This window comes from Pseudomonas fildesensis, assembly GCF_001050345.1.
GTDB lineage: Bacteria > Pseudomonadota > Gammaproteobacteria > Pseudomonadales > Pseudomonadaceae > Aquipseudomonas > Aquipseudomonas fildesensis.
This window is the reverse complement of the sequence record NZ_LFMW01000009.1, coordinates 151,687-164,598: the sequence shown is the minus strand read 5'-3', so window position 1 is coordinate 164,598 and position 12,912 is coordinate 151,687. Positions and strand designations below refer to the sequence as shown.

The 12,912-nt window shown below is 54.2% G+C and carries 13 protein-coding genes; 10 read left to right on the top strand and 3 right to left on the bottom strand.

Annotated features, from left to right (window positions below; translation table 11 throughout):
* Positions 1-329: 329 nt before the first annotated feature.
* The 7 genes from ACR52_RS29480 to ACR52_RS15165 all read left to right on the top strand — a co-directional run bounded on the left by ACR52_RS29480 (position 330) and on the right by ACR52_RS15165 (position 4,892).
* Positions 330-677, top strand: a complete 348-nt coding sequence (locus ACR52_RS29480; RefSeq protein WP_236692150.1) for a hypothetical protein — start codon at positions 330-332, stop codon at positions 675-677.
* 110 nt (positions 678-787) lie between these two features.
* Complete coding sequence (locus tag ACR52_RS29475) at positions 788-1,207, top strand: HNH endonuclease (RefSeq protein WP_161799301.1); 420 nt, start codon at positions 788-790, stop codon at positions 1,205-1,207.
* 13 nt (positions 1,208-1,220) lie between these two features.
* Positions 1,221-1,676 carry an SMI1/KNR4 family protein gene (locus ACR52_RS29470; RefSeq protein WP_082143160.1) on the top strand — a complete coding sequence of 152 codons (456 nt, stop codon included), beginning with the start codon at positions 1,221-1,223 and terminating at the stop codon, positions 1,674-1,676.
* A gap of 191 nt (positions 1,677-1,867) precedes the next feature.
* Entirely contained in the window at positions 1,868-2,230 is a 363-nt protein-coding gene (locus ACR52_RS15175; RefSeq protein ID WP_048725518.1) for a hypothetical protein, read from the top strand.
* A 397-nt stretch (positions 2,231-2,627) separates the two neighbouring features.
* Positions 2,628-3,158, top strand: a complete 531-nt coding sequence (locus ACR52_RS30390) for a hypothetical protein (protein WP_152687625.1) — start codon at positions 2,628-2,630, stop codon at positions 3,156-3,158.
* 609 nt (positions 3,159-3,767) lie between these two features.
* Positions 3,768-4,244: a hypothetical protein gene (locus ACR52_RS31260; protein ID WP_236692149.1), complete on the top strand. Its 477-nt coding sequence runs from the start codon at positions 3,768-3,770 to the stop codon at positions 4,242-4,244.
* 9 nt (positions 4,245-4,253) lie between these two features.
* Positions 4,254-4,892 (top strand): hypothetical protein, encoded by a 639-nt coding sequence (locus ACR52_RS15165; RefSeq protein WP_048725515.1) that lies wholly within the window; start codon positions 4,254-4,256, stop codon positions 4,890-4,892.
* 609 nt (positions 4,893-5,501) lie between these two features.
* On the opposite strand, the gene ACR52_RS15155 is transcribed toward ACR52_RS15165, so the two are convergent.
* Entirely contained in the window at positions 5,502-5,759 is a 258-nt protein-coding gene (locus ACR52_RS15155) for a hypothetical protein (protein ID WP_048725511.1), read from the bottom strand.
* 640 nt (positions 5,760-6,399) lie between these two features.
* Here ACR52_RS15155 and ACR52_RS15150 point away from each other — a divergent pair.
* A complete protein-coding gene (locus ACR52_RS15150) occupies positions 6,400-8,988 on the top strand; it encodes an autotransporter family protein (protein WP_048725509.1) in 2,589 nt (862 codons plus the stop codon).
* 168 nt (positions 8,989-9,156) lie between these two features.
* Here the strand turns inward: ACR52_RS15150 and ACR52_RS15145 are convergent, their stop codons facing one another.
* Together ACR52_RS15145 and ACR52_RS15140 are read right to left on the bottom strand one after the other, a co-directional pair.
* The gene (locus ACR52_RS15145) at positions 9,157-9,744 is read right to left on the bottom strand and encodes a hypothetical protein (protein WP_048725507.1); all 588 of its coding nucleotides are present in this window, start codon (positions 9,742-9,744) and stop codon (positions 9,157-9,159) included.
* 16 nt (positions 9,745-9,760) lie between these two features.
* Entirely contained in the window at positions 9,761-10,372 is a 612-nt protein-coding gene (locus ACR52_RS15140; RefSeq protein WP_048725505.1) for a hypothetical protein, read from the bottom strand.
* A 149-nt stretch (positions 10,373-10,521) separates the two neighbouring features.
* On the opposite strand from ACR52_RS15140, the gene ACR52_RS15135 reads away from it, so the two are divergent.
* Together ACR52_RS15135 and ACR52_RS15130 are read left to right on the top strand one after the other, a co-directional pair.
* Positions 10,522-11,148, top strand: coding sequence for a hypothetical protein (locus ACR52_RS15135; protein WP_048725504.1), 627 nt, complete (start codon positions 10,522-10,524; stop codon positions 11,146-11,148).
* Between the two features lie 82 nt (positions 11,149-11,230).
* Positions 11,231-12,862: a vWA domain-containing protein gene (locus tag ACR52_RS15130; protein ID WP_048725502.1), complete on the top strand. Its 1,632-nt coding sequence runs from the start codon at positions 11,231-11,233 to the stop codon at positions 12,860-12,862.
* Positions 12,863-12,912: the final 50 nt, after the last annotated feature.

The window sequence follows — 12,912 nt, the reverse complement described above, 5'->3', positions numbered from 1 at the left end:
TGGCAGCAAGATAACGCCATCAGGATCATATGATTTTGTAACAATGCCTGATGGCGCAGTTCGAGTCAGTAGACCAAATGTTAATGAGGATTTTTCGACTCACCTTGGACTTAGCGGTGGAGGGGACGTCAAATATGCAGGTTCTATACGCTTTGGGAATAATGATGGTCCAAGTCGAGGAACAATAAGTCAGTGGACTAATAGTTCTGGGCATTACAAGCCGCCAGCATCGTTGAGTAGTAACTCCGGGCTGCCAGAAAATTTATTTAGTCCGAAGTAGGTTTAATATGGATGAGCGACAGAGAGCGCTATGCGCACAGCTTGTTAACATGAGTTCTGATCAAGCTGCTGATTGGCTAATAACTAAGTATCCGATAGAGTCTGCTGATTGGGGAGAAGCGTTGCTACTTATTCCCCATCGTACGTGGAAGCGTTCTGATCAGAAGCGATTAGCAAAATATTACTTTAGAAAATTACCTTTTTCTGGGCCGAGGGGGTATGAGTCCTTTGCGGCCATTATGTCTATAAAATTATTACTTGGTTGTGTTGCGGAAGCTATTCCGGCAGAGGCGTCAAGGGTTGAATTATTGCTTTATTATTTGATTCCAACTTTAAATGGGGCGGCTGAAAATGACTCGGACAGACAGTTAATTAGAAATTTTGTTATGGGGCTTTAGTTGGTCATTTGAAGTGCTAAAATATCCCCGGCACTGCCGAGGGTATAGCTTTTTACTCCGCTGTAATCAACGGGGCGAAAGGGCCGCACGGAACTACGGTTGCTGAGGAAGTGTCTGGTATCAGGAATTTAGGCGATGCTGATGCAGGACAACTAAATATTGATCGTATTCGACCTGTTAATGGTCGTAGCCCGATAAATTCACAGAGGTATGCAAACACCACAATTCCTTTAGGCGATTTGCCTGCGGAAATTGCTCAAAAATACCCGAATAGTGTTCATTTTTCTGGAGCTGGGTATCCTGATTTCGCCCCCTATGCCGTGAAGAAAGTACGGATCGATTTGACAGGGAACCGCGATCGAGACTTTAAGTTGGCTAATCAATCTTCCGGTTATAAACGTACACCTGATAATTTTACTTGGCATCATCATCAAGAGTCTGGCTTGATGCAATTAATTCCTTCAGATTTACATGATGCTGTGCGCCATACTGGTGGTGTAGCAACCTCTGGAATAAAACCGTATAAATAGGAGTTTTATTGATATGATTGAAATAATAGAACCTGGAAATTCCATCTCAGATGACGCGATGAAATTGCTAGAGAGTTTTATTGGGGTGACTCTGCCTAGAGAATATTATCTATTCTTATCTCATAACGGAGGAGGTTACCCTGAACCAGATAGTTTCCGTTTTATGGATAATGAGGATGGGTCATCGGTTCAACGTTTTTACGGTTTGAATAGGAGTGATACATATGATTTTGTCAGAAATTTAAACTTGTATAGAGGGCGTATCCCTGAAGGGTTTATAGCAATTGCATGCGACCCTGGAGGCAACCAAATTTGCTTGGGTATTAAAGGGGAGGGCAGAGGCAAGGTCTATTTTTGGGATCATGAATTAGAAAAGTGTGATGGAGCAAAGCCTGACGATTCAAATATGACACTGGTGTCGAGAAACTTTTCTGATTTTTTGAACGCGCTATATGAGCTTAATTTATAGGAGGTAATCAGGGTCAGACAAAATTTTTGTTTTAGTTTCTGTGGGCAAGCCTGGAACATTACGCTCTTTGGGATAAAGGGGACGGATTTATTTAGGATAAAGGGGACGGATTTATTTAAAATAATTTAGTGCTGCTTATTCTAAATAAATCCGTCCCCATTTCCCCCAAGAAAAGGTGCCTGGGTGCCGAAATGAATGACGTAATTAAAGAGTTTGATGAGCTTTGCGATATGGCTATAGCCGCTTTTGGTGAAGAACTAGACATTTCCTACGAGATGTCCTTGTTAAATATTTTGGAGTTTGTAAAAAAGCATCCTGGCTATAAAGAAGATTTTATAGATAAATTTAAATTGATTTTAATGTCTGGAAACTCGCCATTTGAAGTTGTGGCATTTTGTATGCGTGAGCTTCAGTGGCCCGAAATTAAAGAATTTGTAATTTCAAATATGAATCCTTCCGAGGACCCTCGTAGCGAGGCCCTGCGAAGCACGTTAACCGCATATGACGAACTTTGGCCTGATGCGGATCTTTACAGTTACTACTGCATGGATTAGTTGGTGCAAAAGAAGTAGCCGGAACCAGCAGGTAAAGGGGACGGATTTATTTAAAATAATTCAGTGCTGCTTATTCTAAATAAATCCGTCCCCTTTTCGCTACAAGGCGTGCGTGTCGTCGACCAGCTAGCTCCAGGTGCTTTGGCTCATGAGTCCAAGGTTGGATACACTTCACTCGACGCCAATACAGCCCTTCAAGTGATGAAGGATACGGAGCTCCTGAGCCGCGGTATGGTTAATGGGGTAACATGGAATTTTTATAGGAGCCCCGTCACAGGACGCGTTGGACCTGCGCCAGCCCTTGAAAAAGCTTTGTCCGACGCGGGAATCAAAATTAAGGTGCATTGATTATGGAGTTTACAACCGCCTATACGCCAGTCACAGATTTTTTTCATCTATGAATTCGAAAGAGCTAAATAGTTTTTATGAGCTCTTTATGCTTAATAAACCCTACTGTTTAGATGAGTTGATTCAAGCTGTTTGGCAGACGCCGGGATATGAAAGCTGGAACGCGGATTTTTCCCCGGAATCTTTAGATGGTGTGGCTGAGTGGTTAGCTTCACGGATTCATAAAGAGCAACTGCCATCAACGGTTAACGAAACAGGAAATGATTCAATTGCCGGCACGGCTGATTTGAACACACCTGTTCTATCCGAAGATGCAATGTCTTTGGCTGTTTTAGTCGGAATGTATTATGGTGAAGTGGCGGTCCGATGTAACCCTGAGCTGAGCTGGAGTCAGTTAAAAGGCAGTAGAAAACAGGCAGATTACGGGCAGCCTGTTATATCGGCATCTGGCACGTCGCCTACCAATCCAATCAGGGTTGCTCACGCATTCGCATCCGCTATTGCTGATGGATCAAAAAAAACCGGTCGACTTCGAGAAACATATGACTACTGGATGCAGTTAAAGGATAAAGGGGGATAAAGGGGACGGATTTATTTAAAATAATGCCGCAACCAAATCTTGGGTCTCGCCTGGCGGGTTAGTTTATGGTCAAGGCTCGGCACACGGGAACCGAGTGTTGCACGTTCTGGATCATACTGTTCCCAATCCCTCCAAGCCGGTTCACTCACTTTTCAGCGTGGACCGAAAACAGGTTATTGGACTTGTTGATCAAGCGTGGGCCTCGCGGGTTGGGCCTGGTACGCTACAAGCCAACGGCAACCGTGTATGGGTTGTCGACATGGGGCGACAAGTCGGAACGAGCGGACAAGCCTCGATTCAGATTGTGGTTCGCGATGGAACAACGCAAGTTATTACGGCTTTCCCGAAATGAAACTCTGTCCCTTCTGTCTGCAAGATGTTGTTTGGCGCGTTCGACTTAAAACTATGCCCGAGCACCGTTTCTTAATGTGCTTCGAGTGCGATTCAGTATGGCTTGAAGATCAGCCCGTTTCCGATCTGGTAGGAACGGTTTTTGACAGGCACATGCAATCACTTGGGCTCGCACCGGATTGGAAAGACATCGAGAAGCTCGACTCCTTAGAGTGATCTTGCTCATCCAATGGTCCAAAAGGGCCAGGTCAGATCGTTGTGCGCAGCGATAACGAATTCAGCGCAACGGTCAACGGAAACGGCAAACCCAAAGCGTATATCAATGAAAACGGCGATTTGGTTCCACCCAACGTCAACGGGACTGGCAGTGTCCAAACGCACGTGCGTGGTGGCAATTCTGAGAATTCGCCCTATATATCTGTTACTGATCCAATTGCAACGTCGAACCCGAAAAACTATGGTACTGATAAAATTGAGATCGACGTTAAGCGCTTGCAGCAGGACATTGATTCCGGCGCACTGCCAGATACCAAATTTTTGACGAATCAACAGGTGACAGCGGAATTGCAATCGAAAGTGGATGCAGCCCGTGCAAGGTATACAAGAAACCCATCTGAGAATAACAGCGATTCGTTGATTAACGCGGAGAGAGATCTGGGGAACGCTAAGCGCGATGGTGAATGTTTGATTATGGGCTGTGTGCCAGCCGACTATATTAAAAGAGTAAAAAAATAGGTATTTTTTATGGAGCCGAAAACATACGAACTGTTGAATAGCATTCCAGAGCATGCAGATTATGCCGTGACGGCAGGAGATTTGGATCCAGAGGATATCCCACAGGAAAGAATTGACGCTGTGCTGGATTTGCTCCGTCATGCGAGTAACGATGAGGAGCAATTCTTGGCTGCGAAACTACTGACCAGTTGGGGCGTCTATGAAGGCTTGATCGCTTTGGAAGGGAGTATGGAAAAACCCGAAGGCATCGAAGGAACCTATTCCCATCGACTATATGGGTACGACGACACTTATCGTCAAATACTCTTGGCTGTTACTCGGTATTTTGCCAATGTGGCTGATCGTGGGGAAGTCGAGGCGGCTAGAGTCCAGATCTATTCTCCGCTATCGAAGATTATTACTTTGGCGAGTAGTAAACCGTTCGAAATAGCCAAGATTTTTGATTTCGTGAAGAGGAAGAACTACTCAGAGTATGTGCCTCTTGTTGAAGAGCATCTTGCCGCCATAATTGATCATCCCGAAGTGCATAGCTGGAAAATTTATGATGCTATCGAATTGTTGATGGATTTTGATCCTGAGTTTGTCATGTCTCTGTTGAAAGAAAAAAACAAGACGATTGATGATTTCAGACCAACAGTACAGGGTTGACGCCAGTAAGCGGGAGGCAGGGATCAGGTCGGCTCTGGTGCAAAAGGTAGTGCGTCGGGTTTGGTTCCTGGAGACGCAGGAGTTGTGGGGACAGGTAAAACTGCAGCTAAGGATGCAAATTTCGACGGCCCAAAAAATACCTCAAGTGAAATTGATCAACAAAAACTTGAGTTGCTCACAAGTCATCCGAACGCACATTCACTGGGTGTTCACGGTGGTAACGTTACTGACGGAGACCTGATGGTCAGGGCAAAGACCGGTGTAAAGCCGGACGGCGCTATAGGTCCATCGGTTCCGCCATGACGATAAAGGGGACGGATTTATTTAAAATAATTTAGTGCTGCTTATTCTAAATAAATCCGTCCCCATTTGTCGAAGAGGTTGCTCCATGACGTTCGACGCCTATCGTGGAGTAAAAGTTTTTTGCGTTCCTTCTATGCCATTTTTTCGGGATTGGCAGTTTTGCCTTTTATATTGATTTCGATAATGGTTACTGCGTTTAAAAACGCATCACTAATTGGATGAAGTGAGAGCAGGGGAGATCTTTCCCTCTTTGTTACCGGGCCCTAAATTCCTGAACCGAGCGGCACCGAGGCCGCCCGGTTTCACTCAGGCCGGATCGGCGTTGAGCCTGCGGCTGATCACATCCAACAAATCACACCCATCGCGCAGCGGAATCGCCAGCAGATGAGCAAAGTCTTGCAGCACCACGGCATCGCTGCTGAGTTGATCGCGGAAGGCCAGGTTTTCCAGCAACTGGGTGACGGCTTGAATGCGGTGCACGGCGGCGTCGTGGAGGACGTCGAGGGGCGCCTGGGTGTCGATGATTAGGGCGGGGAGGGTGCTTTCGCCGCCGGTTAGGGGCATGTATCGATTCATAATTGACACTCTGTTAGTGGTTGAGGCCACCACTCATTCGTCGCCAAACGAATGGGTGGCAGCTGTACGCAGGTTGGCGAACCGGCAACAGAAAACCGGCAGACCCGAAGGTCTCCCGCGCACAGCCGCCATAAAAGGCGCGGCTTTGCGGGTGCAAAAACACCTGCATGAAAGCGGCTGCTTTTGCATTCTGTTGTCAGGTCGCCAAACCTGAATCGCCTTTTGAGCGACGGCCGGACTATAAGCCCCCCGCCCAAAACCATGCAAGGCATAGCACCCCGCCACTCCCTCAAGCCCCACACCTCTCAAACGCCCCCTCAGTGTGATCGACTACACAACTTTCCGACACAATTCCGAACCTTTTCCTACATTCCAGTGTCTTTACCGCGCCCACTCATAACCGGTCGGGCTGCATGGACTGCAACGTTTTCAAAAACATTAAGGATTAATGTGAGCCTTTTCCCCCTATTGCCTTCTTCGCCACTGCCTCTCGCGGTGCGAATTGTCGTGCCTGCGTATCAGGCAAGCGCGTCGGGGGCATGCATTCGGATCTTGTGATCCTTCGCTCAGTACACCTACGGCCGCCGGGCCTCTTGGCGGCTTTTACCTGTAGTTCATGGAGTTAGAAATGAAGCGTAAGCAGTTCCAAAAAAGCCTGTTGGCAATCATGGTTGGCGCAATCAGCACTCAAGTGCTGGCAGTGGAGTTCGACCTGGGCCAGGGCAAGAATATTTGGATCAATGAGGCCTTCAACGAGCCGGTGACCATCACTGGCCAGTTCTCTCAGGTGGTCGATTCCAACACCACCCTTCCCGCCGGTCTGGGCTTTGCCAACACCAGTATTCAAGGCTCGTTGATCAATCGCGCAGACATCACGCTGGATTCACAAGGCAAAACGATCAGAGCGATAGCCATCGATCCGTTGTTCTGGTCCGGCCCGCCCAATCTGAACCCCGGCACTATCACCGGGGATGTGGTTCAGGCGGGCAATATCCTGATGAAAAACGGTGGCTATGAAGGGCTGGAGATCGGCGCCACGACCATTGGCGGTAGCGTCATCAACTCCGGCACGATCCGTTCGACGCCGCCGCCGGGCCCTGCGCCGGCGCCGTTTTACCTGGGCGGTGGCGAAGGCATTTACCTGCATGGCACTACCATTGCCGGGGACGTTTCCAATACCGGTGTGATCGACATGGTTGGCCGGGATGCGATTGGCTTGATCCTGGACGTCAATGGCGGCACGCCTACTACCATCGGCGGCAAGCTCCTCAACTCGGGCTCGATTACTGCGACCGGTGAAGGCGCTTGGGGTATTGAGGTGGAAACCGACACCAGCCCTTTGCGGATCGAAAACAGTGGCCTGATTTCCGCCAATGGCAATGAAGCGAAGGGGCTGTTTTTCTATAACGGCACCGTCGATTACATCCTCAACACCGGCACCATCGAAGCCAAGGGCACAGACGCCAACGCCTTTGAGTTTTCTGGTGCGACGTTCGCACAGACCAGCGCCACGGGCGCGCGCGGCATCGTCAACCGGGGCACTATTACGGCGGATGGCATCGCGATTACCGTCGATACCGCCGACCAGACCTCGCCCTTTGAAATCAACCAACAAGCCGGCGAAATCCGCAGCAATTCCGGCACCGCCATCAACGCCGCCAACCTGGCTTCGCTGAACTGGACCGGCGGCAACATCATCGGCGACGTGCTGAACCTTAACGCGGTGAACATCGACGGCCAGGCCGGTTTCACCGGCAACCGCATCATTGCCCCGGTGTCGATCAACTCAGGTTCCCTGAACCTCTCGGCCCCAGGCACCGCCATCACCGGCGACCTCAACGTGGCCAGCGGCGCCGGCATCGATATGCACCTGTCTGACAGCGTCGTGCCGACCACGCCGTACCTGACCGTCAACGGTGCCGCCAACTTCGCCCAGGCGTCGAAGCTGACTGTGAGCGCCAACCCGGGCGACTTCGCCAGCACCAACAACGGCACCCAGTACACCCTGCTGCAAGCCACCAGCGTGCAAGACAACGGCCTGTCTGTGGCCAGTTCTTCGTCGCTGTTGAACGTGCTCAGCTACTCGGCTGATGCACAAACGGTCAAGGCGGTGGTGGCGGTCAAAGACAACCAGCAAGTGCAGCAAGACCTCGCCGGTGTAGGCGCCAGCGCGGCGTCGGCCACGGCGGTCAACAGCTTCAAGAATGGCGTACTGAGCCAACTCAGCACAGACGACCAGGTCTTCCAGGCCCTGGCCAACGCCGGCACGGCGCAGCAACTGGCGCAGATCGGCGACCAGCTCAAGCCAGACGTGAATCGTGGCGCCCTCGACGTGGCGTTGTCGGGGCAAACCGTGGTCAACGGCGCGATCTTCAATCGCCTCACCGACCAGCGTGAAACCCATCAAACCGGCGGCGTGTGGGTGCAGGGCCTGAGCAGCAATATGGACCAGGACGGCCGTGGCGGTGACAACGGCTACTCGGCCAACAGCAGCGGCATGGCGGTGGGTGTGGACGGTCGCTTGAACGACACCACCATCCTGGGCGTGGCGTACAGCTACCTCAACTCCAACATCCATTCCGACCTGGGCAACAAGACCGACGTCGAGGGCCACGCGCTGTCGCTGTACGGTAACTGGTCGCTGCAGAACTGGTTTGTCGACGGCAGCCTCAGCTACGGCCACAACGAGAACGACAGCAAACGCCACATCGCCGGCACCACGGCCAAGGGCAGTTACGACAGCAATGTGTTGTCGGCCAGCGTGATCGGCGGCTACAGCTTCAAGCCGTCGCAGGCGGTGGTGATCGAGCCTCGTGTGGCCGCGCGCTACTCCAACGTGCGCATGGATGGCTATGATGAGAAAGGTTCTTCGGCAGCTCTGAGCACCCGCTCGCAGCGTTATGAAGTGGGTGAGTTGGGCGCTGGCGTGCGTTTGGCCGGCAACCTGCCAATGGGCGCCGGCAGCTTGCAGCCGGAAGCGACGTTGATGGCGTACCACGACCTGATGGGCGACCGCGTGGCGCAAACCTCCAGCTATATGCTGGGCGGTTCGGCGTTCACGGTCACCGGTGCATCAGTCGCACGTGACAGCTACGAAGCCAGTGTGGGCGTGAACTACCAGGTGTGGGACTTCTCGGTCGGCGCCAGCTACACCCGCCAGGCTCGCAGTGGGTTTGATGCGGATGGCGTGATGCTCAAAGCGCGCTACGCGTTTTAAGCTCAGCTAAGTAAGTACGCTAGACCTGTGGCGAGGGAGCTTGCTCCCGTTGGGCTGCGAAGCGGCCCCAAACATGGGACTGCTACGCAGTCCAACGGGAGCAAGCACCCTCGCCACAGTTTACTGTTTGCTCTTTCGGACCGGCATTAGGGCAGTGCCCGCCGGACCTCAGAACAACTTGCGCTGCACGGCCTCATCCAGCGTGCTGCGCGTCAACGCCTCGACCACTTCCCGCGTGTCCGTCTGGAACGGGATGCCCACGATCAGCACCAGATGCACCCACGTGCGCACCGATTCACTCTTTTTGACGCGGCCCAGTTCCTTGCCGTCCTTGTCCTTGAACACCGTCTCCAGGGTAAAAATGTTCTTTGCCGTGGTCGGGATGACGAAGAACGTGAAGCCGGTGATGAACGCCGAGACCGGACTGTACTCTTCGTTGTTGTGCAGCGTCGCATCGGCATAGATATCCGAGTCGACCTTGTCGGTGCTCACCCGCGAGAAGCGGTTGGACTGGCGGAACGCGTCGGCCACGGATTTTTCCCACAACGCGGCAGGCGCGCCGGGCGCGGTGTTGCCGGCGCCGCCGTTGACCTGGTTCAGCGCCGTGGTGCGCACGAACGCTGTCGGTTTTTGCGCCGGCGCGTTAGCGGTCGGCGGCCAGGTTTGTACCGGCGGCAGTTCGTGTTGCGAGTAAGACACGCAACCGCTCAGCAAGACGGCGGCGAGGACCAGGCTGTGCTTGATCAATCCCTTCATGTGTTGCTCCTTGAAATTACGGCTTGGCCAGTTTGGCGGTGGCGCTGTCGAGCAGTTGCGCGACCAGTTCGTTCAGCTGTTTGGCGCCCATGGTCGGGGCCCAGTATTCGCGACCGTACAGGCCCACGTTGCGCTCGAACTTGACCTCTTGCTTGGCACTCGCCAGTTCCTTGCCGTCGCGATCGACGATCACCAGGTCGCCGGCCACGTCGAAGGTGTCGACGAAGATCGGGCCGTTGACCCAAATCCAGATCGTCAACGTCAGCAAGGCGCCGGGGACATAGGCCGGGTGCACGCCACGGTGGCCCTTGAGGGAGGTCATGTTGAACTTGAGCGACACATCCTGCTCGCCCAGGCGTACCGGGTACTCGGTGACCTGTTTGAAGTAGCCCGCCGTGCGCACGTACTGGTTGAGCTGGGCCGTGAGCGAGCGGCTGATGGCCGTCTTATTAGCGTCGTTGACGTCGGTCGCAGTGACGGTGACATCCGCGACTTGCGCGCTGCGCGGGCTGCTGACAGGTGCCGGGTGAAGTGGGGCGCCGATAGGGCCGGTGACGGTGTAGGACACGCAGCCGGTCATCGACAGCGCGGCGGCCAGGACGGCAGCGCGGTAGAGAGTTTTCAACACACAATTTCCCTATAAATGAACGAATCAACTCAGGGTCTCGACCGGAGCACGCATAACTTTAGGGCAGTGGCTTCCGGTCCACGAGGTGGCAGAGTAAAGTCGCCGCCCGTATTGCGTTACTCCCGCCTTTTTTGCATGGACGCCTCCTGATGGATCTGAAGCCACTTGCCCTGTTCTGCACGTTGTTGCTGAGCGCTTGCAATCACCAACCGTGGGTTCCCTACGTGGAGCCCACGCCCGGCACCGATACTGCCAAGTTACGCGTCATCACCAACGGCGAAGTGCGCGGCGCCCGCTACAGCGGTTGTGTGGGTAATGAACAGGGTTTGGCCAAGGCCGGACGCTTTTATGACGGTGACAAGCCGAGCATCAATTACCCACAGTCACCGCTGGTGCCGGCGCAGTTAGGCATGGCGCCGCGCGTGTTGCCGAAGATGCCCGCGTACCTGGGCGGGGTCAGGATGGCAGAAGGTGAGTACACCGAGATCGTTGCCGAATACCAGGTGCCGGCGGGCGCGCCGTTTTTGTTGGTGCGCGAGGAGCTGTCGGTGGGTAGCTACGGCAGCACCTATAGCAAGTGCCCGGCGCTTTCGCGGGTGTATACCTTTGAAAAGGGCCGCCAGTACGAGGCCTACGTCGGCATGGTTTACGGTGGCGATGCAGACGGCAAAATGGGCATGCGCTGCCCGTTTTTTGTCTACGAGTTGCAGGCGCTGAACGCATCGATCCCCAGGGCGATGCCGTCGGTGCCGGCTGCGGATCGTGCCTGCCCGTAAGTCGTTTTAACGGTTTAACCCGAATCGCCCGCACCCTGCGTCTGACCTTGTGAACGGATTATTCATTCACGAGGTTCAGCCCATGTCCCGTCATTTGCTCTTCTTGCGTCCTGCTGCCCAGGGCTTTGCCGTCACCTTGCTGGTGGCGCTGGCCGGGTGTGGGCTGTCTTCGTCCCGCGATGCAGCCAAGCCTGCCGAGGCGGCACCTGTGGCTGAGCTGAAAAGCGAGCCGGCGTTGGTCAAACGCATGGCCATGCCTGCGCCGATGACCTCGCGCTTGAGGGGGCAGGAGTCCGCCGCGATGGACTACGTCAGTGAACCCCGCGAGCAGTACGAAAACCTGCCGGACAACCCGGTGCACAGCGTCGCCCAAACACCTGTCTCGACGTTTAGCGTCGATGTCGACACCGGCAGCTATGCCAACGTACGACGTTTCCTCAACCAAGGCAGCCTACCGCCCGAAGGCGCTGTGCGACTCGAGGAAATGGTCAATTACTTCCCCTACAACTACGCCCTGCCCACCGATGGCTCGCCGTTTGGCGTGACCAGCGAAGTCGCCGCGACCCCGTGGAACCCTCGCACTAAATTGCTGCGCATCGGCATCAAGGCTTCCGACCGCGCCGTGGCCGACCTCGCGCCGGCAAATCTGGTGTTTCTGGTGGATGTGTCCGGCTCTATGGACCGCCGCGAAGGCTTGCCGCTGGTGAAAAGCACCCTGAAATTGCTGGTGGATCAGTTGCGCGACCAGGACCGCGTGTCGCTGGTGGTCTACGCCGGTGAATCGCGCGTGGTGCTCAAGCCGACCTCTGGCCGCGACAAGGTGAAGATCCGCAACGCCATCGACCAACTCACCGCCGGTGGCTCCACTGCGGGCGCATCCGGCATCGAACTGGCCTACCAGATGGCCCGCGAAGGCTTTATCGATAAGGGCATCAATCGCATCCTGCTGGCCACGGACGGTGACTTCAACGTGGGCATCAGCGATTTCGACAGCCTCAAGCAGATGGCCGTCGACCAGCGCAAAAGCGGTGTTTCGCTGACCACCCTCGGTTTCGGTGTGGACAACTACAACGAACACCTGATGGAACAACTGGCCGATGCGGGCGACGGTAACTACGCCTACATCGACAACCTGCGCGAAGCCCGCAAGGTGCTGGTGGACCAACTCAGCTCGACCCTGGCAGTGGTGGCGCGGGATGTGAAATTGCAGGTGGAATTCAACCCGGCCCAGGTCAGCGAATACCGCTTGCTGGGCTATGAAAACCGCGCCTTGAAGCGTGAGGATTTCAACAACGACAAGGTGGATGCCGGTGAGATGGGTGCAGGCCATACGGTGACCGCGTTGTACGAAATTGTGCCGAAGGGCGAGAAGGGGTGGTTGGAGCCGCTGCGCTATGCGTCCGTACCTGCGGTTGACGGAAAATCCGCTGAGCTAGCGATGCTGCGTGTGCGCTATAAGCCTGCGGCTGGCGGTGAGAGTCGCATGATCGAGCGTCCTGTGAGCAACACGTCGGGTAAGGCCAGCGAAGACCTGCGATTCTCAGCCGCCGTGGCCGCCTTCGCCCAACAGCTCAAGGGCGATGGCCGCTACACTGGCAGCATGAACTTGCAGGACACCGCCGCACTGGCACGCTCGGCCCGAGGCGATGACCCGTTCGGCCTGCGCAACGAATTTGTGCAACTGGTAGAGCTGGCCCAAAGCCTCAAGCCCTGACAACCGTCCACTGTAGGCGCGAGGGGGACGCCTGGTCCTTGCTCGCGAAA

Coding starts and splice junctions, on each gene's coding strand:
- ACR52_RS29480 (WP_236692150.1), top strand. CDS start 330: ATGAGTTCTGATCAAGCTGCTGATTGGCTAATAACTAAGTATCCGATA.
- ACR52_RS29470 (WP_082143160.1), top strand. CDS start 1,221: ATGATTGAAATAATAGAACCTGGAAATTCCATCTCAGATGACGCGATG.
- ACR52_RS15175 (WP_048725518.1), top strand. CDS start 1,868: ATGAATGACGTAATTAAAGAGTTTGATGAGCTTTGCGATATGGCTATA.
- ACR52_RS30390 (WP_152687625.1), top strand. CDS start 2,628: ATGAATTCGAAAGAGCTAAATAGTTTTTATGAGCTCTTTATGCTTAAT.
- ACR52_RS15165 (WP_048725515.1), top strand. CDS start 4,254: ATGGAGCCGAAAACATACGAACTGTTGAATAGCATTCCAGAGCATGCA.
- ACR52_RS15155 (WP_048725511.1), bottom strand. CDS start 5,759: ATGCCCCTAACCGGCGGCGAAAGCACCCTCCCCGCCCTAATCATCGAC.
- ACR52_RS15150 (WP_048725509.1), top strand. CDS start 6,400: ATGAAGCGTAAGCAGTTCCAAAAAAGCCTGTTGGCAATCATGGTTGGC.
- ACR52_RS15145 (WP_048725507.1), bottom strand. CDS start 9,744: ATGAAGGGATTGATCAAGCACAGCCTGGTCCTCGCCGCCGTCTTGCTG.
- ACR52_RS15135 (WP_048725504.1), top strand. CDS start 10,522: ATGGATCTGAAGCCACTTGCCCTGTTCTGCACGTTGTTGCTGAGCGCT.
- ACR52_RS15130 (WP_048725502.1), top strand. CDS start 11,231: ATGTCCCGTCATTTGCTCTTCTTGCGTCCTGCTGCCCAGGGCTTTGCC.